The organism is Corynebacterium kutscheri (assembly GCF_000980835.1).
In the GTDB taxonomy this organism is placed as follows: domain Bacteria; phylum Actinomycetota; class Actinomycetes; order Mycobacteriales; family Mycobacteriaceae; genus Corynebacterium; species Corynebacterium kutscheri.
Map to the genome: position 1 here is coordinate 957,421 of NZ_CP011312.1, position 22,452 is coordinate 979,872.

Consider the following 22,452-nt stretch of genomic DNA (forward strand, 5'->3'; position numbering starts at 1 on the left):
GCATCATCGCGCCGCTGACACGTGATGTCACACCAGACGAATACGCAGCTGTGTGCAGAAGACTCGTAGCAGACGTCGGAATCGACGCGTTCGACGACACCACCTATGAAGCACACCGGCTTATGTACTGGCCTACCCATCCAGTCGATGTCGAGCCGCTGCACAAAGCCAACACCGGCCCGTGGATCAACCCAGACGAGGTTCTCGCATGCTACGACGACTGGCGCGACATGTCCACATGGCCAACCTCGTCACGCCAAACCGAGCACCTGAAAGCACGCGCCGACAAACAAGCTGACCCGCTCACAAAACCGGGTCTTGTGGGCGCGTTCTGCAGAACCTACCCGATCAGCAAAGCCATCGAAACCTTCATCCACGACACCTACACCCCAACAAACACCCAAGGGCGCTACACATACACACCAGGTGAATCAACAGCCGGTGCAGTGATCTACGACGACAAATTCCTCTACTCGCACCACGGAACCGACCCCGCGGGCGGTCAACTCGTCATCGCCTTCGACCTCGTGAGACTCCACAAGTTCGGAACATGGGACGACGAAGCGAAACAAGGTACACCAACCCACAAACGCCCCTCCTACAAAGCAATGCTCGGCCTCGCACGCGAAGACCACGAGGTTAAAGCACTACTGGACAGGGAAGCCGATCAGAAAGCAGCCGAAGACTTCGGCAACCTCCTAATCCAAGGAAACCAGAATGATACCCAGGAATCTGAGACACAGAAGCCGAAGGAAAGCTGGCGCACTACAGCAAACCTCACAAGAAAAAACTCCGGAGAATACGACGACACACTTGAAAATCTCACCAAGATCCTCACCCATGACCCGCTGCTGCAACCCATCAAATACAACCTACTATCAGAGACAATATGCGTAGACAACGACGCGAAGCTACCATGGGCGCAAACAAAAACAGGATGGTCAGACGCTGATGTAGCCCAGCTTAAGCTGTACCTAGAGAAAGCCTTCGGCCTGTACTCTGGGACGAAAACAACTGAAGCGCTACAGATCGCAGCTGCGTCACGCTGCTACCATCCGATCAGGGACTACCTCAACGATCCGCCAGCAGGGACGGCGAGCAACGGTTAGACGCCTTACTTATCGACTACCTAGGTGCGGAAAACACCGAATACATCAAGGCAGTAACACGGAAAACGTTCACAGCAGCAGTAGCTCGGGTGTTTCACCCAGGAACGAAATTCGACACGGTGCTGATCCTTAACGGACCACAGGGCACAGGCAAGTCCACGCTGTTTGCCAAACTCGCCGAAGCATGGTTCTCCGACGCGCTGTCGTTGACAGACATGCGCGACAAAACCGGTGCGGAAAAGCTGCAAGGCTACTGGATCCTTGAACTCGGCGAGCTTGCTGGCATGCGGAAGATGGATGTCGAAACGGTTAAAGGGTTCCTGTCTCGAGGACAGATGATAAATTCCGTGCCGCCTATGCCCGCACCGTGGAGTCGCACCCGCGTCAGTGCATCATCGTAGGATCGACCAACGCAGAAAACGGCTTCCTGCGAGACAACACCGGAGGGCGACGGTTCTGGCCGGCGAAGATCACCGGTGCATCGGCGAAGAAGTCATGGGAGCTGGATCAACCAACAGTGGATCAGATTTGGGCTGAGGCTCTATTCCGGTTCAAGTCCGGTGACCAGCTGCATTTAACAGGTGTCGTTGCTGAGGCCGTTAGGCAGGAGCAGGACGCCGCGATCGAGTCGGACGAACGTGCCGGACTGGTGGAGGAGTATTTGGATACTCCGCTGCCGGATGGGTGGGTGTCGATGAGTGTGAGGGAGCGTCGCGCGTATTTGTCTGGTGCGGATGGTGACTTCACTGATTTTGCGTCGCGTGCTGGTGGGTTGAAACGCCGGTTTGTGTCGAATGCGGAGATTTGGGCTGAGTGTTTTGGTCGTGATCCTGTTGATATGAAGCCGGCGGATTCGTATGCGATTGCGTCGATTATGCAGAAGATGCCGATGTGGGCAAAGACCGGCATTGTCCGCAAAGTACCGCCTTACGGGAAGCAACGGCTGTATGAGTTCGAGGTAGGTGAGCAGCCACCGTTTTAGCGGCAACAACTACTGGCAACAACCTATGGATGAACGGTCGAACCCTAATTGCTAATGACCTAAGTTACAAAAATAGTAAATAAGGGTTGTTGCCAGTTGTTGCCACCACTTGTTGCCAAGAAAAGCCCAGTAAAAACCACCTTTTTAACAACTAAGGCAACAAGGCAGCAACTAATTAACAAGAAAAGAAAAATAAAGGATTAAAGGGTACTAACAACCATATAGCCCTTAAAAGCCTTAAATCAGACCCTCTAATAGAACTTGCCCGTTAGTTGTTGCCCTGTTGCCAAACCACACCCAAAAGAAAGACACCACCAATGGACGAAAAACACATCGAACAACAACTCACACAACACGTCAAAAACCTCGGAGGAATAGCCCTCAAACTCACAACACCCGGAACCGCAGGAATCCCAGACCGACTCATCCTCCTACCGAAAGGCCACATAGGATTCATCGAACTCAAAGCACCAAACAAAAAACCACGCCCCCTACAACAATACCGAATCAACCAACTCCAACAACTCGGCTTCCACGCAACCTACATCAACCACCCAAACCAAATCCGAAACGCCATCTATGAAATACAAACCACATAACTACCAACAATTCGCCACAAACTTCATCGAAACCAACCCACAAGCAGCAATCTTCCTCGGCATGGGCATGGGAAAAACCATCATCAACCTCACAGCCCTCAACAACCTCATCACCGACCGATACGCAATCACAAAAGCACTCATTATCGCCCCACTACGAGTCGCCAGAGACACATGGCCCAACGAACAAAAAAATGGGACCACCTCAAAAACCTCCGAATCAGCATCATCACCGGAAACCCCACCACCCGATGAAACGCACTCAACACAGACGCAGACATCTACATCATCAACAGAGAAAACATCCCCTGGCTCGTCAACGAACTCGGCAACACATGGCCATTCGACACAGTCGTCATCGACGAACTATCCAGCTTCAAAAATCACAAATCGAAACGCTTCAAAGCACTCAAAACAAAACTCCTACAAATCCACCGCATCATCGGCCTCACCGGAACCTCAGCACCCAACAGCCTCGAAGACATCTGGGCCCCATTCCGCCTCATCGACCAAGGACAACGGCTCGGAAAAACCTCACCCACTACCGCAACAGGTACTTCCTCCTAGACAAACGAAACGGAGCACAAATCTACTCCTACAAAATCCGACCAGGAGCAGACAAACAGATCTACGACCTCATCAAAGACATCACCGTATCCATGAAAACAACCGACTACCTCGACCTACCACCACTAGCCACAACTACAATAAACGTCCACCTCAACCCCAAAGAAAGAACCATCTACAACCAGCTATGCGACGATATGGTCACCACCATCGACACAGGAACCGCCGGAACACTCTCTAACAAACTCCAGCAGCTCTCCTCAGGGGACATCTACACAGACGACGGGGTGCGTCACATCCACAATCAAAAGCTCGACGCATTAGCCGACATCGTCGAGCAAGCATCAGGAAACACCATTCTCGTTGCTTACTGGTTCAAACATGAACTAGAAAGACTCGAAGCAAAATTCCCCCAAGGAAAAGAACTCTCAACCAGCCAAGACATGGATGATTGGTGCGAACAAAAAATCCCCATCGGGTTCATCCACCCAGCGTCTGCAGGGCATGGACTCAACCTCCAAACAGGCGGCCATATCATGGTCTGGCTCACCACACCCTGGTCACTAGAGCTCTACGAGCAAACCAACGCCCGCCTGTTCCGGCAGGGGCAAACACAACCAGTCAGCATCATCCATATCAACGCAACGAACACTATCGACGACGACGTTATGGCGGCACTGGAGCGGAAAGACATCACCCAGTCAGCGCTTATCAACGCAGTCAAGGCACAACTAGGAAAGGACGCACCATGAGTCAACCCCATGACCCGGATGTGCCAACCATTGACATTGGTCTTCTACTTGAGGCTCACAGGCGGCGAGTCAACACCATCGAGACTCAACTCAATCACTCCGAGGCACAGTGCCAAGACGCGCGAGTAAACCTCGAAACCATGGGGGCTGAACTCGAGCGCATCAAGCGGCGCTGCGAACGAGCCGAAGAAACCGCCAAACAATGGGAGAACGCATGTAAAGAATCTCGCCGAGACCTATCCGAAGCACAATCCCAGCTAGCGAAGATTCGGCGTCACCGCGATGAACTTGCGGAAGAAATCAAAACCTACAGGAAGGAACAAGTGTGAACACTGCGACCGTATATAGCAGGCCCGGCTGTATGAAATGCCGCCAAACAGAACGTAAACTCATGCAACTCGGCCTCACCGTCATTGGTGATCTCATCGACAACTACCCACACAAAGTCGAAGAAATGGCCACCAACAACGAACTTGAACTCCCACTCGTTGAAGCAACCATCAACGGCGAGGGCTGCTGATGGACAGGATTCGATACCAAGAATTTCGACGCCGTCAAACAAATCCTGAAAGGAGCCGGGCAATGACGATTAAGCGACCAGCCACAGTCAGAAGAAAATTTGTCCTCCACCAGAAAGGAGCAGTAAAAGTCCTCGAAGCAGACATCGTAGTCGCCGACACCACCGAAGTAGTATTTCACCTCACCAACATCAAAGAAGGCAGACTTGATCGACGAATTCCAATTCAGACAAACCGCCACTGACCTTTTCTATAGGTACGCCCGACTCGATCAGGCCAAAACCGCCGCAACGCCCTCACCGGAAATCAGAACTAGTGGGGGCTCGTTTAGTTCCAAACCACCCGGTAACGCCGCAGCCGTCGATCTCGACCACGATCTCTGCGCTGAGCTATACGAGACGGTGGCAACGCCATTGAGGAAATCCAGCCCACCGTCATCATGCACAAACACGGCCCACATATGGCAGCGTGGCTACGATGGCACGCGGACGAATGCTTACGACTTGACTGGGTAGATGACCTCCACGACCTCATGCGCACGCACATCAAGCGCATTGACCAGCTCATCAACCCAGTCGAATTCAGTGACATCATCGGCCGCGACGAACCATGGCAACTGGGAGCCGTGATCATTTTGCAGCTCAACTAACTAGGGTACAGGTATGCGGTGGAGGACCTGTACACGTGGGCTTATCGTGGACACATCAGGGTGAGGAAGCGGGCAGCGAGAGCCACGTATTTGCTGTCCGAGGTTGTTGGTTATCTGGAATCTAGACAGCTGACAGAACAGGATGTACAATCGACGCGACGACAGACTATACGCTCAAAAAGTTTTTAAACCCCCACACCAACAAAGGTGCTGGGGGTTTACTCAATACGCAAAGAAAAAGGCGGTGAACACATGCCGTGGCCATACAACAACACCCAACACGTACAACTCTCAACCCGTAAACGCATTCCTCACTCGAGATAAACACACCTGCCAAACATGCGGCACCAAACAACCACCCTTTGACATAGATCATATCGACAACACCCGAGGCTTCGGCTACGACGAAGACTATAACCTCCAAACCCTGTGCGTATCATGCCATAAAACGAAAACCCAAAAAGAAGCCGCCGCCGGAAAAGCGAAAAAACAAGCCAAACTAAAACGACGTGAACTACCACACCCAGGACTCATCAACTAACCCAAATCACCCCCACAACGTGTACCCTAATTTAAAAATAGGGGTGGGAACATACCCCCTAATGGCGGCAAAAGCTCAGGTGGAGGGCATAGGGCTTCGGAATCTGTACGGGTTTGGAGGTTTTGAGCGCGGCAACGACTAATTTGATTCGTCTGAGAGTAGAAAAATAAGTTTTTTAAAGGAGGTGACCGTATGCCAGGACCACCTCCGAAGAAGGATGCACGCCGCAGAAACGCCCGCCCTGATTGGCAAACCTTACCTGCTGGGGGCGCAAGGGAAGAACACCTGCGTGGCCTTTAAGTGGGCGTGCACCTGCTGGCTGGGTAGCGCTGTGGCGCAAGCCTCAAGCTGTGATGTGGGAGAAAAACGGTGATGATTTTCTTGTAGCTCGCTACCTCATCCTACGAAACCTTACCGAAGACCCTGAGGAAGCTAGTAGCGCTAATGCTGCTTTGCTTGGAGAAGTTCGACAGCTTGAAGACCGTCTTGGATTATCGCCTATGGCTATGAAAAGACTCCAGTGGGAAATCGAAGACATACAACCGGTATTGGTATCTGATGATGTGAGGGTGGTGGATGCCCGTGAACGATTCGGCAAACTCTGATCTTTGCCTACCTCCTGGTTATCGTCGTGGTGCGCTAGGTCAGTGGTTGACACTGCCTTGGCCAGAGGATCAGGAAACCAAGCTTGAGCTACTGGAAAATTCTCTTGGTCCGCTACTTATTGATTGAGCGGAGTGGCGTACTGACGAACCGGGATTGCTTAACGATGAAGGCGAGATGTGGCGTTTTACCGATGGGCAAGCGCGTTTTTTGATCTTGTGGTACGCCTATGATGAGCACGGACGTTTTATTTACCGGCGAGGTGTGAAACGCGGCGCGAAAGGTCTTGGTAAAGACTGGATCACAGCCGCGATGTGTTGCATGGAGCTTCTAGCTCCGTCACAGCTGTGGTGGGATGGTGAGAAATGGACAGGTAAACGCCATGAGCTTCCACTTGTTCAGATTGCATCAAATTCAGAGACTCAATCGAAGAAGTTACTTCGTGTGGCAAATGCGATGCTTGGTGCTGATGCGGTGGAGTACTACCGCTTAGATAAAGGGCAAACTGCAACCTTTGTTAAGGGTACTGGTGCACGGATGGAGGTTCTTACCGCTTCAGAACGCTCAGCTGAGGGCGACCCGGCCACCTTTAGTGTTCTTAACGAAACTCACCATTTTACCGAGGCTTCAGGTGGGCATAGACTTGCTGCTGTTGCTCGTCGTAACGTGGGTAAATCCAAGCGTGCGTTACAAGCTCGTATGGTGGAGTTTACGAACGCCCATACCCAGGGCGCTAATTCGGTTGGTGAACAGTCTTTTGAGGCGTGGCAGAAACAGCAATCCGGTAAATACAAAGGTCTTAACAAGGATATTTTGTATGATTCGATTGAAGCCGATCCGCGCTTAGATTTTTATGATGTGCTATTAGGCAGGCTTATTCAGATGCGCCATGGGTGGATATTGAGCGTCTTAGCGCTGAAATCGTTGACCCGTCTTTATCGGCTGCTGAGGCGATTCGTTTTTATCTTAACGGGGTCGCTGATCAGGAAGATGCGTATGTGTCAGCGCAAGCGTTTACTGCTCTTGCTGATCCGTTGAAAATGTTTGATGAAGGCGATCAGATAGCTTTGTTTTTGGATTGCTCAAAATCTGAGGATGCAACAGCGCTTATGGGGTGTCGCATTTCAGACGGGTTTAACCAAACCCTGGGAGTATGGTCACGTCCGCGCGGTAAGCGTGGTGAGGGCTTTCTTGTTGATCGTGATGAGGTGGATGCGCGGGTGCGTGAAGTCTTTGACACCTATAGGGTGGTGTGGTTTGGTGTGGATCCTTCACCGGCGAAAGATGACACCACGGAGGCTTCTTATTGGAAACCTCTTATCGATCAGTGGCATAGGGATTTTCACCGCAAGCTGCGTGTATGGGCAACCCCTGGGGTTCAGGGTAGTTCCGTGCTGTGGGATATGCGTTTGTCTGCCCCTGGTGGTGCGGAGCGAAACCGAAAATTTAGCCAAGAAGTCGAAATCATTCGATCGCTTATAGATGATGAAGGTTTTGACGGGGCTTTTCGCCATGATGGCGATCCCGCTTTGGTCGCGCACACACTAAACACGCGCGCTAGATGGAATAAGTTTGGTCTTACTGTGGGTAAAAAGACTCGTGACTCACATCAGCTTGTTGATCTGTGTGTGGCAATGATTGCTGCAAATGTTGGCAGGCGTGAGGCTTTGAACTCAGGCAAGGTTCGTATTAACCGTGGACGCAGGGTAAGACGCGGATTAGGGCGTAGGAAGGTGTTGATGGGCTGATGTCGCTTTTAGAAAGTGAAAAAGCTATTATTGGCAAGCTTTTGCAAAATCTTTTACGCTATGATGCGAAAAATACCCGCCAGTGGGGATATTACGATGGTGAAATCGACATAAAAAACATTGGTATTGCCATCCCGCATGCGTTGCAAAATGTGGAGGCAATACTAGGCTGGCCGGAAATCGTGGTTGATTCTCTTGCAGAGCGCCTTGAATGGCGCGGTTGGCGATCAGCACACGATACTACGGAGCTAAGCCAGGTTTTTTCTGATAATCAGCTTGATGTTGAGGTAGCGAAAGCTATTCTTGATTCGCTGGTTACTGGTGTTGGTTTTCTAGCGGCTACAGCAGGTGATCCTGATAAAGGGGAACCTCCTGTTTTAGTAACCGCAATCCCGCCCACACAGGCTACCTATGAGTGGGATGCCAGGCTTAACCGCATGTCTTCGGGTTACGTACGTCGGATAGATGAAAAAGGCGAAATTCTTGAAACTTTGTATCTTCCAGATGTAACCATTACTCGCCAGACTGACACTGACGGTAGGCAGCATGTAGGTCGTACAGAGCATCATCAGGGTCGTTGTAGTCTTATCGCGTTGCCGAATCGTGCTAGGTCAGGGCAGTATCGCGGGCGCTCTGAGATTACCCCTGTTGTGCGCTACTACACTGATCATGGTGTGCGCACCATTTTGGGTATGGAGTATAACCGTGAGATTTATACCACGCCGCAAAAATGGATTAAAAATGTTTGGCCTGAAGATTTGGGACTATCTGAGCAGCCAAGTAAGAACGAGCTCGCAGAATACGGCTGGCAAGCTGCAATGAACAAAGCCCTGCTCATACCGCCCGGTGGTTCTGAAGATAGTGAAGCTATCCAAACTCCAGATGTTGGGCAGTTTACTGCTGCTTCTCCTGCGCCCTATATTGACCAGCTGCGTATGTTAGCTCAGTTGGTCGCAGCGCAGGCAGGAGTCCCGGTAACTTATCTAGGTTTTGTTCACGATAATCCACCATCGGCTGATGCGATTCGTGGGCAGGAAGCTCGCTTGGTTAAGCGCGCTGAGTTAAGACAATCCTCTTTTGGGCAGGCGTTGTGCCAGGATTTAGCTTATGTGTGCCAGTCGATTGTAGATGGTAAGCCCGCTGATAAAGCGTTTATTAGTTCGCTGACCTCGATTTGGCGTGATGCGTCAATGCTGACTCTTGCTGTCACTATGGATGCGATGTTTAAGGCAGTTCAAGCGGGTATTGTTCCAGCTCACTCCAAGGTTGTGTGGGATCGGACGGGTTTTAGTGAGGCTGAGCAAGAAATTATGCTCCGTGAGCTTCAACAACAGCACGCTTCGATGGCGTTAGCGGGATTAGCTCAGGCAGCTACTGCTATTAGTGATAGTGCTGTGGGGCTGGCGAAAGCGAATAGGGAGGTCAAAGACCAATAGCGATTAAAAAGGAGGTGAGGTGGTAAGAAACCCGGAGTTAGATAAACAATATTCCGATGCTTTGGATATGTTGCGGATGTTGGCACAACGTGATCTTGTTTCCTGGTGGAAGCAAACAGCGGAACTATCTTTTGCTGATCAAAAGAAAATCTTGACTGATCCTTTCTACGCTATTGTGCACACCTATGGTGAGTACGCAGCCCATGCGGCGGCGAATTATTTGTTTTTGACCCGTTCTCTTGATGAGCATCTGGCAGGCTTGGAATATCCGGAGGTGGCTGATCCGGTGGGATTTGAGCAGGCTAGGGGATCTTTTCGCTGGGCTATGAACACTTCACGTAAAGGTGAAGATTTTCATCGCGCATTAGCACTGCGCAAGCTTGGTGGGATTGTTAACCGTTTAGTTATGCAGCCTGCTAGGGACATAGTGTATCAGGCAACTCTACGGGCGGGAACGCTTTTTGCTAGGCTTCCAGAGCCAGGTGCTTGTGCGTTTTGTTTGATGTTAGCTTCCAGGGGTGGGGTGTATTCCCGCGACACGGTGGGTGCAGGTGGTAGGCAATTTCATGATAATTGTCGTTGCCTTGGTATTGAGGTTAACCGTGATGGGTCTGATTTGCCGAAAATCAATCGTGAGCTGAAAGACTTGTGGGCTCAAACAAGTAGGGAGTTTGGTGGTTCGCTTGAGCTACGAGACTGGCAGCATACGATTACAGCGATGCGGGAGCAGCGCGGCGGTAATATTGATTGGCCGAAATTACAGTATGCGCGCACCCCTAGGTACCGCCATGGTGGGAAGTCCATGGTGTTTGAAGGTGAAAAACTGCCTTCTTTGAAGAAGATGCCTGGGCATGTACTTCATGGGTGGCGCGACCACATAGCTAGGGATGGTAGTGGACGCCCACATGATGAAAGCCTTGCTGATGGACATAGGTGGGATTCCAAGCGCGAGGGCGTGTCAAAGTTCCCGAAAGAATGGACGGATCAAAAGATCGTTGATGCTGTCCGTGACGCTTTGGAGAAGCCTAGTTATTATTGGTCTGGAGGTGCTCGCCGGTTTGTGTGGCGACAAGTAGACGATATACTCCTTGAAGTAAGCTACGATGTCTTGCCAGGTGGTAAAGTAGTTTTTAACACCGCGCACCCCGCGAAACGAATGAAGAAGGGAGCGAAGAAAAATGCTCACCGATTTTGAGGTTTACCAGCGTATTGATCAAATGCTCCCTCCTGAAGTTGATAGGGATAACGGTGAGCATGATGCAGGCCATGGCGAGTACGAGTCCGCTATTGCGAGCCTTTTGACGGATGCCTTTCTAGCAGGAAAGCTTCCCCAGGAGGTGATTGACTACGCCGCTTCTGAGTATGAGCATGGCGTAGTCGCTGTAACGTTGGAATATGTAGCCTGTCAGACGAACCAAAGCGCCGCTTAAGTTTTTGATAAGCCCACCGGGTTTGAGTCCCGGCGGCGCACCAGCACAAAGAAAAACCCCATTATTTCCCTGGTGGAAGTAGTGGGGTTTTGTGCTACCCAAAGAAAAAATGAATCCCAGGAGGGTTTTGAACCATGGATCAAGTAGAAAATACCACCGAACAGGCCGTTCCAACGCCCAACGAGGTGGCAAAACACCACATCGCAAGATAAAGAACAGGCTGTGCAGCCCGAAACTTTTGATCGTGAATATGTGGAAAAATTACGCCGTGAAGCAGCTGGCTATCGCGCAAAAGTTAAAGAACTAGAGCCTTTAGCCAGGCAGTTTCAAGACCAGCAAGATGCAAACAAAACCGAGCTTGAAAAAGCCTATGAACGCATTGAAGAACTCGAAGCTGAAAAAACCAAGGTCGCCACCACTTTATGTCGAAACACAGTTGCGAAAGAATACAACCTCACCGATGAGGAGGCAGAAATGTTTCTCACCGGTAGTGAAGAGACTATGCGCATGCAGGCCAAAGTTTTAGCTAAGCGCCATCGTGTGGGCGAAGACCCAGGTCAAGGGCGAGGAAGTAATGCAGGTATTGACCGGCAAGCAATCATCGACCGCGCAAAACAACTATAAACACTTTTATTTATAAAACCTTAGAGGAGGTTTTACCATGCAATTCAACGTAAAAACCGAAAAATGGGGCTCGGGTAGCCAGAAATGGCTGGGCTCAGCACACGGTACCGATGTTGCTCGAAGTGTGACAATCGATGGCACAAAGTTGGCAGGTTTTACAGACATGATTCCATCTGGTATCCCACTGAAGAAGTCAGAAGCACATGGTAAGTATGAGCCTGTAACTTCTGCAGAAGATAAGTTAGCTGGCTTCTTGTTGACTGATCAGTCTTTAACCACTAAAGGCGCTGACGTGATCGTACCGATGATCTGGCATGGGCGTATCCGTGCGCAATTTCTGCCCAAAAATACCTTTGATGTGACCACACTGACTACAACCCCAGGTGGTTTTACTATCGATAAGGAGACCGACTAATGAAACTTTTTACCGACTACGCAACCCCTTATGAGCTCAGTCTGACAGCACGCGGAGATGAACGTACCGCTGAACTTACTAGGGTAGGTAAGTTGGAATCTCGTGTGGATGCTTTGCAGGTGCGTTTTGATGATGAGCGCGACGCTCGAAGGATCGCAGAAGCGCGTGCTTGGGAGATTATTGTATGTGCGTGCGGTGATGCGGTGGATAGGGCATGGTTCTACACCACCGCCGCCTGATCCACCGGATATTGCGGCGTGGGAGATTTTGTTTCAGCGGCCTGTATAAAAGATTTGACCCCCTTTTAGCTTGCTGTGCGTGGCAGGGTAAAAAGGGGGTCTTTTTTGTGTTTTAATTGTAGCGTGTTTTACGAAAAAGTATCTTGAATACGAAATTTTAGGTCGTGTCATCCGTATTAGCTTGATGGCTGAATTGTGGCTTAGTTGGTTGGAGGCTTTTGCTCGCAGGTAGATCGCCCTGTGTATGACCTGACGAAAAACGGGTGAGATGGAAATTACTTTTAAGGAAAAAATATTAAACACTGTTCAAGAAAATGTTACTTTTGTTTTGTGAGCATAATGCTTACGAATTTAGCCAAAAAAAGTAAGGGAAATGATAAAAAAGATAAAAGTAGTGACACGTATATGCGCCGTTGTGGTGCCGATGTCTCTCGTAAATGTGGTGCCTGTCTTTGCTAATGAAACTTCTAAGCAAGAATTAATTTCAGCAACACAAAACGTTATAAAATCAGAGGAATCGGAACTTCCTTTCTCTGAAGAGGGTAGTGCTTTGGTAGCAAGAGACCTTGATACGACCGTTAAGGTAGAGCAGATTACTACTGGAGAAGTCGCAGTTACTCTTACCGATGCTGCTTCTGAAACCGTTGGTTTTATTCTTCCGGACACAACTAATGAGCTGTCATTAGAAGGAGGAACTACTCCAGTGGTAGTTGGCGAATTTAACATAGATTTCGTTGCTCATGCTGATTCTAATTCAGCGCAGATTCATGCCGTGTTGAAAAATCGGAATGCGGCAGAAAAAATTGAATACCCACTTTATGGCGCTGATCTTGTTGAAGTTACCGAAGATGGTAGCGCGTTGCTTTATGAAGAGGGAGAATTTGTTGGCTATGTTCAGGCTCCTTGGGCGGTCGATGGTAATGGAAGGTCTGTTAAAACTTACTTTGAGACGGATGGGCACAGCCTGACACAGGTAGTTTTACATAAAGCTGAGGATTACGCATATCCTATTGTTGCAGATCCTGATTGGGGAACAATTTGGGAGGGGATTAAGCAAAGCGGGAAGAAAATTTAGAGTGGTGTCAAATGGGTTGGGGGAAAAGGTAGGGTTCTTGCTAGGCGCGTACCTGCTTTTTTATATGTTTTTTGTTTTGCTAGGGGAGGTTGGGCTTGGTACAGGTCTGACGCTGATGGGTGGGTGCGAGTCGGCGATGCAGTTGATGGGTGTTTAAGTTAGATTATGCGTAAAGTGGTAAAAGGTGTAGGTGGATTTTTATTTACATTATTCGGCTATATGCTTTTTGTGCATTACGTAACTAGAGAGGCCGGACTTTGGTGGGTTGGTATCGTTGTAACTATTATTCTTTATCTTCCTACGTGGATTGAGTACATATTTGAGTACGCATTTATGGCAAGGAAGGATAAGGAAGAATCTAAAGAATAATTTATTTCCTGCATCGTTTCTTGTGTGTAGGCTAGCACTGTTTTTAGCGGTTGTGTTTTAAATTTTATGTGATTTGCTGTGTACCGTTTAAAGTGTGCGGAATCGATGCTAGCAACATAGATGAGACCAAAGAACTGTTGAAAGCATAAAAGGGATAGCCCTCTTCTGCTAGTCGTTTGTGGCTGGTAGAGGGGGTTTATTTTTTTGGTGGTTGCATATGCCGATAACTGTGTTGAATTTCATCTTTAACCCCCTATTATGGTTCTCTCAGTAAAAATTTAGTTTTCATGGAAAGTATTGTATTGTTTCGTATTGTTCCTACCGGAACATCTACCTATCCTATTTTTCAGCTGAGGGGATTTCTCTTATGAAACTTCGTAAAATTAGCCTAGCTATCGCTAGCGTCATCATGATGGCAGGTTCCACAGCTGCAATCGCTCCAGCGCATGCAGCACGCACTCCTGAGGAATATGGACAGGAGGTTCAACGCAATTTTTCAAAGCACTGGGACGAGGGTGTCCAATGGTGCGTTAGGGAGTTTGGTGAGGAGCAGCGTTCCCTGTGCCAGTATTACACTACGATGTCTTTGAATCACGCTATTTATGAGGCACGTGGTCGTCATCAGGATAAAGCGGATTATTTTAAGTCCTTAGCAGATGAGGCTCAGAATAAGCTTTATGAATCAAAGTATGGTAGTGATAGCTCAGACTCTATCTGATTAAACTCGTACCAGTTTGTGATAGTTTTGGTCACTGACTCTGGTTTTTTATTTTTGCTGCTCTTACGGTTCCTTTACATGGGATCGTAAGAGTTTTTGTTGTTATGGGCTAAAAGTGTGTGATTGTATGTTTCACCCTGGGGTATTTGGCAGTCAGAGGTCCTGATGCAATCACTAAGAGCTCAACCCAGGGGGACAATAGGTAAACGTAATGACGATTGATAACACACAAAGACTAGTGTTTAACCGATGCTGGCAACATAGATGAGATTAAAGAACTGTTGAAAGTATAAAAATACCCCTCTTTTCTTACCCGCTATAACACCTAGAGAAAAGAGGGGATATTTTTATATGCACTAGCTATAACCTAACACATGGTATGTGTTAACTATTTTTAGCGTTACGCCCACGATAGGTAATAAACCCACCGACTGCAGCAAGAAGAACCGCTACAAGTACTAACCAGATAACAGAAGCACCAGTGTTCGCAAGACCCTTGCCCTTATTTACTTGGCCAGGAGCAGCACTAGTGGTGTTCTTGGTGTTGTTCTGCTGTGGCTGGGCAGTGTTGTTGCCACCGTGGTGTGGTGCGGTGGTCACGCCTGGGGCAGGGCTATTGTTTCCACCATTCGGAGCAGGAGCAGGAGCAGGAGCAGGCGCTGGTGCTGGTGCTGGTGGGAATGGTGCCGGAGGAACCGGAATAGGAATCGGGATTGGAATAATCGGCGGGAACTTACCGGTTGTGGTTGGAACAATCGGCTCAGTAGACGAAGTCGTCGTGGTTGGCTGTACCGACGAAGTAGTCGATGAGGTCGATGTTGCTGACGAGGTGCTAGAAGCAGACGTTGTTGGTGTCATGCTTGACGTTGCCGAGGTTGTCGGAACCGGATGAATTGTCGACGACGAAGTCGTTGTAGTTGTTGGCGCAGGAGAAGACGAAGTAGTCGTTGGTGCTGGCTTATCATCCTTAGTGTAGCTGTTTACCGCGGTAACAACTAGTTCTGTTCCATCTTCTTTACGCGGGTCAATAGCTACTATGCCGTTTTGAGATACTTTTTCTTTACCATTAGTCAACCACTGTAGCGAATGCTTAAAGCCTGTAACTGTTGCATTGGTTTCTGAGAGTAAGCAGGTGGAGTCAAGTGGAAGATTTTCCACTTTAAAGGTTGCACCGTCTTTGAGTTTGGCACTACCTTTAACCGGTGCTTTTACTTCTTCACTACGACATGACCACTTAAACTCGAATTCCTTGTTCTTGTCTTTTTGGTCAAGGCCTTTCACTTCTTTCTTTAAGGTGAAAGTACCTTTACCTGGAACCGGAGGCTTTGGTGGAACTGGGTTATCTTCTTTGACATAGGTGTTGATCGCTGTGACGACCAGCGGATCTTCTTCTTTTTTGCGCGGGTTAACGAAAACCGAATCAGTAGGTGTCAGTCTATCTTGGTCGTTGGTTTGCCAGTTTACTAGATGGGTGTAGCCGTCGATTTCCGGTGCTTTTTCAGATATTTGGCAAGTGGAATCCAGCGGTAAGTGGGTAATGGTGATTCGTGCGCCATTTTTTAGTGCTGTTTCACCTTTGGTGGCTGTGTTTTCATCTTCACGGCATACCCAGGTGAACTCAAATTCTTTGTCTTTATCTTTTTCTTTAAGGCCTTCAACCTTCTTTTCTAAGGTGAATTGACCTGTTTCTTCCTCTTCTTCGATAGGAGTGTATTCATTTTGAATTGCAAACTTGAATGTGTCGTTGTCCTTCAAAGTAAACTCGAATTGATAATCATTTGTCTTGATATCACCGGGCTTACCGCTAAATTTGACGGAAAGGCTGTGGTCAAACCCTCCAACAAGTGCACTGTTTTTATCTTCAGTTACTGTGCATTTAGTACCGGCAGCAAGTAAAATGCCGTTGTCTTTTGTCTCATTTGTCTTAAGGGCGAAAGAGCCGCTAGCGCTAGCTTTATTCATATTTGGCTCTGTGCATTCCCAATTAAACTTGAATGATTTGTTTTCTTTTTTTAATTGTTCAGCGAGCTCTTTACTCTTCGCGTCGTCTGATCCGCCCCGATTGTTGGTAACAACAATATTTTTAGTTATTTCGAACTTAGCCCAATTTTCGGCTACTGGGGTTACAGGGTTATTGTTTTCGTCAATAACCGGCTCGGTAGAGTCTTGGTCGGTTGTGTCTTCTGTGAAACCAAAGAAGTCTTTGATGCTTTGCCAGATACCGTCCCAGAAAGAAGGTTCTTCACCTGCGAGGGCATCCTGTGGATCTTGTGTAGCTGGTGCATCCTCTACAGGGAGTTGATCAGAAGGCTGGGTTTCAGTGTTATCAGACTGTAGATCATTAACCGCGGTAGCATCTTCTACAGCAGTGGTAGTGTTGTCTGTTGTTTCAGAAAGTGTAGTTTCTTGTGCTGTTGCGCTATGAGAGAAGTTGATAGCAAGTGGTACAAGACTTGCTATGAGAAGAAGTGTGAAGAGTATAGCAAGCCATGGGCTATGTAATAAGCCTTGGCTTGTTTTTCTTTTTGTAGGGGAATGATTCATGTTTTTTCCGTATCGTTTTTTTGAGAGTGCTCTTTATATATAGAGCGCAAGACATTTTCCCTCGCCTTATGTCAAAGGATTAGAGGGGTGACAGGCTTTGAAGCAGCCTGGTGTGGTTCCGCAAAGGCTGTTGTCAATGTCTTATTGATTTAAATTATCATCTGTAGCGGGGTTTAGACAAGTGTTGGTGGGTGTTGCTGTGTATTTGTTTTTGTTTCCGGCTGTTGCCACGTTTTTAGTTTTTGCAGGTGGTAAAAGTGCTGTATGAAGAGGTGAAAATCCCATGACAATTCCACGACATTTCCACGACACAAGACGGAAAACCGCAGGAAAAAAATGGAAACAGACAACAAAAGAAAAAAATAAGAAAACCCTCTTCTACCTGCGTTTATGCTGGTCATGGGGCTTGTTTGAAGCTCATCCAGTGTGAGTTCGAGTCTCACCAAGGGCACAATAAGACTAGTTTGGAGTTTTTCTAAACTGGTCTTTTGGTGTTTAGTGTGCAACGTTTCTAGAATATTCGTCCAATATAAGTCTTATTACCAGGTGTTTTAAGCGGAAAAGATAATAAAACCCAAGCTTTTTGATTGTGCGGGTTGATGTATTGCGACATGCAACGTTTTGCCTCTTTGCCTGGAATGAAGCAGAAAACTTCTCCAGAATAAGCAGTAGTTGGAAAAGGGGGACGTTTTTTAATACTGCTTGGTGATGCTAATACCTATTGGTATAGGAATAGGACGTATACATGTGTGATAGGTTCCTATTTCACAGTAAGCAGTATGACACCATAAATAGTGGTGAAAAACTCAGGATGGAACAATAGTTTCTGTCTTTATTTGCTTTCTGCAATGGTCAAGACAGTTTTACCGCGGGATTGTCCAGAAGCGATTTTGGCTAGAGCGTTGTTAACTTCTTCGAAGGGGAATACCGTGTCTACCGAGGGTGTAAGTTGGAGTTCTTCTAGTAGCTGAGATACCTGTCGCAGTTGGTTATCATCGGATTCAACAAAGATAAAGTCATAGGCGACTTTGTAACGTTTGGCCATTTTGTCAAATTTTCGCCCGGCTAGTTTAAAGAGTAGCTGTTTGGGTTTTGATATCTTCATTCGCTGGGCAAAAGCTCCATTCGGCATGCCTCGAAGTGATACTAGGTGGCCACCGGGTTTGAGGATGCTCATTTGTTTTTCAGTTTCTGCTCCGCCAAGAGTATCGAGAGCATAGTCAATATTTGAGAGGATTGAGGTGTAGTCTTCATGCTGATAGCCCAAAAAACGGTCTGCGCCGAGTTTTAGTACACGTTCTCGGTTGGCTGCTGATCCATTGGTGATGACAGTCAGTCCCTGAGCTTTAGCGATGGGAATAGCCATAGCTCCTACGCCACCGGTACTACCTGAGATGAAGATTGATGTATTGGGCTGCGGATTTATCACTGCCAGGGATTGCATGATGGTTAAGGCAGTCAGTAGCATAGCAGCGGCTTCAATATTGCTGAGATAGGAAGGTACTGGTGCAAGCGCATGGAGATCTACAGCTACATATTTGGCAAAGGTACCAATACTATTTTAGTGGTAGTCGAGCAAAAACCCGGTCGCCGACAGCTAAATCATTGCTTTTACCGTTGAGAGATTCGATGATACCAACGACCTCATTTCCGGCAATGAGTGGCAATGTGTAGGAAGTGATGAGTTTGACTTCACCGCGGGTAATCATATTGTCTAGTGGATTAACTCCAGCGGTGAGTACTCGAAGAAGTGCTTGTCCCGGTTTCGGTGTTGGGATAGGGGCATCTTGAAGTTGGAGGTTGAGATTGTTCTTGCTGTAATTGTGTGGCTGGGCGGTTTTCATGTGGTTCCTTAAAGAGTTGAGTTGTTGGTGCTGTAGTAAAGATCGTCGATGAGCTGACTGAGAGTTTTAGTGCCTAAAGAGTTGGCGAGGTCTTGTTTGAACTGATCAAAGGTTGGTTTAAGTACGAGCGAAATGCGTTTTCCTATGGGGCATTGTGGGTGGGGGGTTTGGTGCAGATTGAATAGGTATTTGTCGGGGTGGACGGCCTGGTAGATCTCTGCGAGGGTGATTGATTCTTTTGGTTTTACCAGAGTGAATCCTGCTTTGCCTTGACTGCTTTCTATTAGTGCTGCTTGTTTGAGCATGCTAGTGATTTTTCGAATGTGGCTTGGATTGGTGCCTACGCTTTTTGCCAGGGCTTGAGAGCTGGCGATTTCTGTGGTCTCTGATATATAGACTAAGGCGTGGATTGCTTGGGCAAATTTAGTATCCATGCTTTTCCTAACTTGTATCTATAATAGGTACAAGTTTACTTATGCTAGCCACCAGCTGTCAAAGGTAGGTGAATTGGTATTGGTAAAAAGCTTGTTGAGAAGATCTGCTGCTATCGAGACCCGCACTATATTTAGTTTGGTTTTCACCTGTAGTAGATCGTTGTGGGGCAGCCTTTTGTATTATAAGAAACCGTTGGTTAGTCCAGCTTGTGTGAGGTAGACCTGTATGCAGATGGGTGCTTGCTGCGTAGGCGTTTGAGATCGACGGACAGTAGTATTGTCTGAGTTTTGTTGCAATGAAGGTACTGGGGTTTATCTGCAACTGGCAGAAGTGATGAGTTTTTTGGTTTAGTGAACCCAGATTTTTAGACAAAATATCTTCTTGGCCTGTATGTACCCGTGTTATTCGTCAAGTGTCTTGATAGAAAAATGTATAGGCTAGCGGGGTGGGGAAGAATAAATTTATCGGAAGATGCGTAAGATTTTAAAGGTTTTTGGGCGCTCATCCTTTACTTAATTTACTATGTCCCTGTTTGCAACGATTTATACCGGGCGGAAAATATAGCGGTACCGGGAAAATGTGCACCGCGAAGGGGAGACCACTGTCCCCAGGTTTGGGTTAGATCTGCTGGCCAAGCGGGTTCGTGGACGTCGTAAAGCGAAAAACCTGTGGCAGAAAGAGCTCGGATGTGCTCGCTAAATTGGTGTTGGTATTCAGCGTAGCTAAGTTGTCCATATTCGTCATGTTCTTCGTAATCTTTGTCGAAATAGGAATAACGAACCTGCATGCTGGCGGGGTCATCATCGAAAATCCATCGCATAGGGTGACCGATGGAATATACAAACAAGCCTCCTGGTTTTATCACGGCAGCCACTTCGGTAAACGCGGCCGTTAAATCTGGTAGGAAAGGAAAAGCGCCAAAAGCAGAAAACACAATATCGAAACTCTTTTCTGCAAAAGGAAGTGCTAAGGCATTTGCTTGTAGGAGGTGAAGGTTAGGTGGGGAATGAGTACTTTTAGTATCGCTAGTTTCACCGTATCTGCGAAGCATCTGGGCAGAAATGTCAAACGCTGTTACCTGGGCATCTGGGTATCTGCTAGCAAGCCAGTGTGAACATGGTGCAGAGCCACAGCCAACTTCTAAGATTTTTTGGTTATCGATTGAGCCAAGAAGCCCAGCGTCTTTTTCGTGCAGCATTTCTGGGCACCAATAAAAAGAAGAAAGATATGTGCTGTGCCGATGATGGTAATCATTGGCATCGCTATCCCACCAGTGTTTATTGGCTGTGGTGGCTGCTATAGCGAGATCGGTAGGGCGAGTGGGGGATGTATCGTCGTTAAGCTTTTTATTATTGATCTTTTTGCTGCTGAAGATGGGTGGTAAATGGGGTGGGGGTGAAGAGATACTCATGAAAATTACGTTGGTAGTGCTGTGATTATTGATGAATTAGTTATTTAATGTGCTACCCGTTTTGGTATTGACCAGTGGGGAAGATATATGAACTGGGAAAATTTCGGTGTTTCACTTGCTTAAGCTGCAAAAATAGGCTAGCATTGTCGAGGCGTCTTGATATACTGTGTCTTCGTTTTGCTTTTGTAGGAGAGTATAGCGTGATCGGTGTGGAATCGGGATGGCACTAGATGCACTCTCATCTTTTAAAGCTATGGCTTAAAAGATGGTATGTGTCTGGTTGCTGCAAAGAGAAGAGGCGCTTTTTGTCCATCAACTATTCCTACTTAATTCGGAGCAATTAACATATGTCCTCCAAAAACGTCCCTCAGGTAGCCATTAATGATATTGGTTCCGCTGAGGATTTCCTCGCAGCTGTCGACGCAACCATCAAGTATTTCAACGATGGTGACATCGTCGAGGGCACCGTGGTTAAGGTAGACCACGATGAGGTTTTGCTTGATATCGGATACAAGACCGAGGGTGTTATTCCTTCCCGCGAGCTTTCCATCAAGCATGATGTCGATCCAGATGAGGTCGTCGAAGTTGGCGACCAGATCGATGCTTTGGTTTTGACCAAGGAAGATAAAGAAGGTCGCCTCATTCTTTCTAAGAAGCGTGCTCAGTACGAGCGTGCTTGGGGCGCTATCGAGCAGCTCAAAGAAAACGATGAGCCAGTTACCGGTACCGTCATTGAAGTTGTTAAGGGCGGCTTGATCCTTGACATCGGTCTACGTGGCTTCCTGCCTGCGTCTCTTGTTGAGATGCGTCGTGTTCGTGACCTTGATCCTTATATTGGTCAGCAGATCGAGGCTAAGATCATTGAGCTTGACAAGCAGCGCAACAATGTTGTTCTGTCCCGTCGTGCCTTCCTTGAGCAGACTCAGTCTGAGGTTCGCTCCGAGTTCCTACACCAGCTGCAAAAAGGCCAGGTTCGCAAGGGTGTCGTTTCCTCCATCGTCAACTTCGGCGCTTTCGTCGATCTCGGCGGTGTCGACGGTCTCGTTCACGTTTCCGAACTGTCCTGGAAGCATATCGACCACCCATCTGAGGTTGTTACCGTAGGCGACGAAGTCACCGTTGAGGTTCTTGACGTTGATCTTGATCGTGAGCGGGTATCCCTTTCTTTGAAGGCAACCCAGGAAGATCCATGGCGTGTATTTGCTCGTACTCATGCAGTCGGCCAAATCGTTCCAGGCAAGGTCACCAAGCTGGTTCCATTCGGTGCATTCGTTCGTGTCGAAGAGGGCATCGAGGGTCTGGTACACATTTCCGAGTTGGCTCAACGCCACGTTGAGGTTCCAGATCAGGTTGTTAACGTTGGTGATGAGGCTATGGTCAAGGTCATCGACATCGACCTTGAGCGTCGTCGTATCTCCTTGTCGCTTAAGCAGGCCGATGAGGATTACACCGAAGAGTTCGATCCATCCAAGTACGGTATGGCTGACTCTTATGACGAGCAGGGCAACTATATCTTCCCTGAGGGCTTCGACCCAGAGACCAACGAGTGGCTTGAAGGCTTCGACGAGCAGCGTCAGGCATGGGAAGCACGCTATGCAGAGTCCGAGCGTCGTTTCAACCTGCATACCGCTCAGATCGAGCGCAACCGTATTGCAGCAGCTGAGGCTGCCGCAGCCGGTGAAGAGACCAACTACTCCTCCGAGTCTGCTGAGGCTGCACCAGAGGCAGCAGCAGCTCCTGAGGTAGAAGGCGGTTCCTTGGCTTCTGATGAGCAGCTCGCTGCTCTGCGCGAGAAGCTCGCTGGTAACTAATTATTAAATTAGTGCTTTAAAAAAGTAGAGCAC

29 protein-coding genes and 1 pseudogene are annotated in these 22,452 nt (G+C 48.1%); 25 read left to right on the forward strand and 5 right to left on the reverse strand.

All coding sequences use genetic code 11. The features are described from left to right. Positions 1-122: 122 nt before the first annotated feature. The 23 genes and pseudogenes from UL82_RS11345 to UL82_RS04500 all read left to right on the forward strand — a co-directional run bounded on the left by UL82_RS11345 (position 123) and on the right by UL82_RS04500 (position 14,374). The gene (locus UL82_RS11345; protein WP_232009515.1) at positions 123-1,109 is read left to right on the forward strand and encodes a hypothetical protein; all 987 of its coding nucleotides are present in this window, start codon (positions 123-125) and stop codon (positions 1,107-1,109) included. 11 nt (positions 1,110-1,120) lie between these two features. Further along, positions 1,121-1,510 (forward strand): VapE domain-containing protein, encoded by a 390-nt coding sequence (locus tag UL82_RS11350; protein WP_269078412.1) that lies wholly within the window; start codon positions 1,121-1,123, stop codon positions 1,508-1,510. Further along, positions 1,477-1,668, forward strand: a pseudogene (locus tag UL82_RS11520) (VapE domain-containing protein); the annotation flags it as partial. The gene UL82_RS11350 and the pseudogene UL82_RS11520, both read left to right, overlap by 34 nt. A gap of 135 nt (positions 1,669-1,803) precedes the next feature. Further along, positions 1,804-2,091 carry a hypothetical protein gene (locus UL82_RS11355; protein ID WP_232009569.1) on the forward strand — a complete coding sequence of 96 codons (288 nt, stop codon included), beginning with the start codon at positions 1,804-1,806 and terminating at the stop codon, positions 2,089-2,091. A 902-nt stretch (positions 2,092-2,993) separates the two neighbouring features. Then, positions 2,994-3,257 (forward strand): SNF2-related protein, encoded by a 264-nt coding sequence (locus tag UL82_RS11675; RefSeq protein WP_442873411.1) that lies wholly within the window; start codon positions 2,994-2,996, stop codon positions 3,255-3,257. A 92-nt stretch (positions 3,258-3,349) separates the two neighbouring features. Continuing rightward, the gene (locus UL82_RS11680) at positions 3,350-4,009 is read left to right on the forward strand and encodes a DEAD/DEAH box helicase (protein WP_232009516.1); all 660 of its coding nucleotides are present in this window, start codon (positions 3,350-3,352) and stop codon (positions 4,007-4,009) included. After that, positions 4,006-4,338 carry a hypothetical protein gene (locus UL82_RS04425; RefSeq protein WP_046439218.1) on the forward strand — a complete coding sequence of 111 codons (333 nt, stop codon included), beginning with the start codon at positions 4,006-4,008 and terminating at the stop codon, positions 4,336-4,338. Before UL82_RS11680 ends, UL82_RS04425 begins: the two co-directional genes overlap by 4 nt. A gap of 62 nt (positions 4,339-4,400) precedes the next feature. Beyond that, entirely contained in the window at positions 4,401-4,529 is a 129-nt protein-coding gene (locus tag UL82_RS11525) for a hypothetical protein (RefSeq protein ID WP_269078407.1), read from the forward strand. Between the two features lie 62 nt (positions 4,530-4,591). Beyond that, positions 4,592-4,771 (forward strand): hypothetical protein, encoded by a 180-nt coding sequence (locus tag UL82_RS10995; protein ID WP_126316872.1) that lies wholly within the window; start codon positions 4,592-4,594, stop codon positions 4,769-4,771. A gap of 547 nt (positions 4,772-5,318) precedes the next feature. Continuing rightward, positions 5,319-5,717, forward strand: a complete 399-nt coding sequence (locus UL82_RS11635; RefSeq protein WP_083966415.1) for an HNH endonuclease — start codon at positions 5,319-5,321, stop codon at positions 5,715-5,717. A gap of 245 nt (positions 5,718-5,962) precedes the next feature. Beyond that, on the forward strand, positions 5,963-6,322 hold the full coding sequence (locus UL82_RS04445) for a hypothetical protein (protein ID WP_052735876.1): 360 nt from the start codon (positions 5,963-5,965) through the stop codon (positions 6,320-6,322). After that, entirely contained in the window at positions 6,300-6,449 is a 150-nt protein-coding gene (locus tag UL82_RS11155; protein WP_158407826.1) for a hypothetical protein, read from the forward strand. Before UL82_RS04445 ends, UL82_RS11155 begins: the two co-directional genes overlap by 23 nt. A 27-nt stretch (positions 6,450-6,476) precedes the next feature. Beyond that, entirely contained in the window at positions 6,477-7,358 is an 882-nt protein-coding gene (locus UL82_RS11000) for a hypothetical protein (RefSeq protein WP_126363838.1), read from the forward strand. Continuing rightward, positions 7,319-8,068: a hypothetical protein gene (locus UL82_RS11005; protein WP_052735878.1), complete on the forward strand. Its 750-nt coding sequence runs from the start codon at positions 7,319-7,321 to the stop codon at positions 8,066-8,068. Before UL82_RS11000 ends, UL82_RS11005 begins: the two co-directional genes overlap by 40 nt. Further along, the gene (locus UL82_RS04455; RefSeq protein ID WP_046439223.1) at positions 8,068-9,504 is read left to right on the forward strand and encodes a phage portal protein; all 1,437 of its coding nucleotides are present in this window, start codon (positions 8,068-8,070) and stop codon (positions 9,502-9,504) included. The genes UL82_RS11005 and UL82_RS04455 overlap by 1 nt, the downstream gene beginning before the upstream one ends. Before the next feature lie 19 nt (positions 9,505-9,523). Then, entirely contained in the window at positions 9,524-10,699 is a 1,176-nt protein-coding gene (locus tag UL82_RS10600; protein WP_052735879.1) for a VG15 protein, read from the forward strand. 22 nt (positions 10,700-10,721) lie between these two features. Continuing rightward, the gene (locus UL82_RS04470) at positions 10,722-10,934 is read left to right on the forward strand and encodes a hypothetical protein (RefSeq protein ID WP_126363840.1); all 213 of its coding nucleotides are present in this window, start codon (positions 10,722-10,724) and stop codon (positions 10,932-10,934) included. Positions 10,935-11,156: 222 nt separating this feature from the next. Then, positions 11,157-11,558 carry a hypothetical protein gene (locus UL82_RS11205; protein WP_052735880.1) on the forward strand — a complete coding sequence of 134 codons (402 nt, stop codon included), beginning with the start codon at positions 11,157-11,159 and terminating at the stop codon, positions 11,556-11,558. Positions 11,559-11,595: 37 nt separating this feature from the next. After that, entirely contained in the window at positions 11,596-11,973 is a 378-nt protein-coding gene (locus tag UL82_RS04480) for a hypothetical protein (protein ID WP_052735881.1), read from the forward strand. Then, positions 11,973-12,212, forward strand: coding sequence for a hypothetical protein (locus UL82_RS04485; protein ID WP_046439226.1), 240 nt, complete (start codon positions 11,973-11,975; stop codon positions 12,210-12,212). The genes UL82_RS04480 and UL82_RS04485 overlap by 1 nt, the downstream gene beginning before the upstream one ends. Before the next feature lie 373 nt (positions 12,213-12,585). After that, on the forward strand, positions 12,586-13,287 hold the full coding sequence (locus tag UL82_RS11275) for a hypothetical protein (RefSeq protein ID WP_197719651.1): 702 nt from the start codon (positions 12,586-12,588) through the stop codon (positions 13,285-13,287). Between the two features lie 165 nt (positions 13,288-13,452). Further along, positions 13,453-13,656, forward strand: a complete 204-nt coding sequence (locus UL82_RS04495) for a hypothetical protein (protein WP_046439228.1) — start codon at positions 13,453-13,455, stop codon at positions 13,654-13,656. Between the two features lie 367 nt (positions 13,657-14,023). Beyond that, entirely contained in the window at positions 14,024-14,374 is a 351-nt protein-coding gene (locus UL82_RS04500) for a hypothetical protein (RefSeq protein ID WP_046439230.1), read from the forward strand. 384 nt (positions 14,375-14,758) lie between these two features. Here UL82_RS04500 and UL82_RS11280 read toward each other — a convergent pair whose 3' ends face one another. The 5 genes from UL82_RS11280 to UL82_RS04520 form a co-directional block, all read right to left on the reverse strand. Continuing rightward, positions 14,759-16,918 carry a DUF5979 domain-containing protein gene (locus UL82_RS11280; protein ID WP_052735883.1) on the reverse strand — a complete coding sequence of 720 codons (2,160 nt, stop codon included), beginning with the start codon at positions 16,916-16,918 and terminating at the stop codon, positions 14,759-14,761. A gap of 832 nt (positions 16,919-17,750) precedes the next feature. Then, positions 17,751-18,386 carry a zinc-binding dehydrogenase gene (locus UL82_RS11370; protein ID WP_232009518.1) on the reverse strand — a complete coding sequence of 212 codons (636 nt, stop codon included), beginning with the start codon at positions 18,384-18,386 and terminating at the stop codon, positions 17,751-17,753. 88 nt (positions 18,387-18,474) lie between these two features. Beyond that, positions 18,475-18,762 (reverse strand): alcohol dehydrogenase catalytic domain-containing protein, encoded by a 288-nt coding sequence (locus UL82_RS11375; RefSeq protein ID WP_232009519.1) that lies wholly within the window; start codon positions 18,760-18,762, stop codon positions 18,475-18,477. Positions 18,763-18,770: 8 nt separating this feature from the next. Continuing rightward, positions 18,771-19,196 (reverse strand): Rrf2 family transcriptional regulator, encoded by a 426-nt coding sequence (locus tag UL82_RS04515; protein WP_046439232.1) that lies wholly within the window; start codon positions 19,194-19,196, stop codon positions 18,771-18,773. Positions 19,197-19,717: 521 nt separating this feature from the next. Next, on the reverse strand, positions 19,718-20,395 hold the full coding sequence (locus UL82_RS04520) for a class I SAM-dependent methyltransferase (RefSeq protein WP_232009520.1): 678 nt from the start codon (positions 20,393-20,395) through the stop codon (positions 19,718-19,720). Between the two features lie 36 nt (positions 20,396-20,431). Here UL82_RS04520 and UL82_RS11380 point away from each other — a divergent pair, with 36 nt between their 5' ends. Beyond that, complete coding sequence (locus UL82_RS11380) at positions 20,432-20,581, forward strand: hypothetical protein (protein ID WP_232009521.1); 150 nt, start codon at positions 20,432-20,434, stop codon at positions 20,579-20,581. 374 nt (positions 20,582-20,955) lie between these two features. Continuing rightward, positions 20,956-22,419 (forward strand): 30S ribosomal protein S1, encoded by a 1,464-nt coding sequence (rpsA, locus tag UL82_RS04525; RefSeq protein ID WP_046439234.1) that lies wholly within the window; start codon positions 20,956-20,958, stop codon positions 22,417-22,419. The last annotated feature ends 33 nt before the right edge of the window (positions 22,420-22,452 follow it).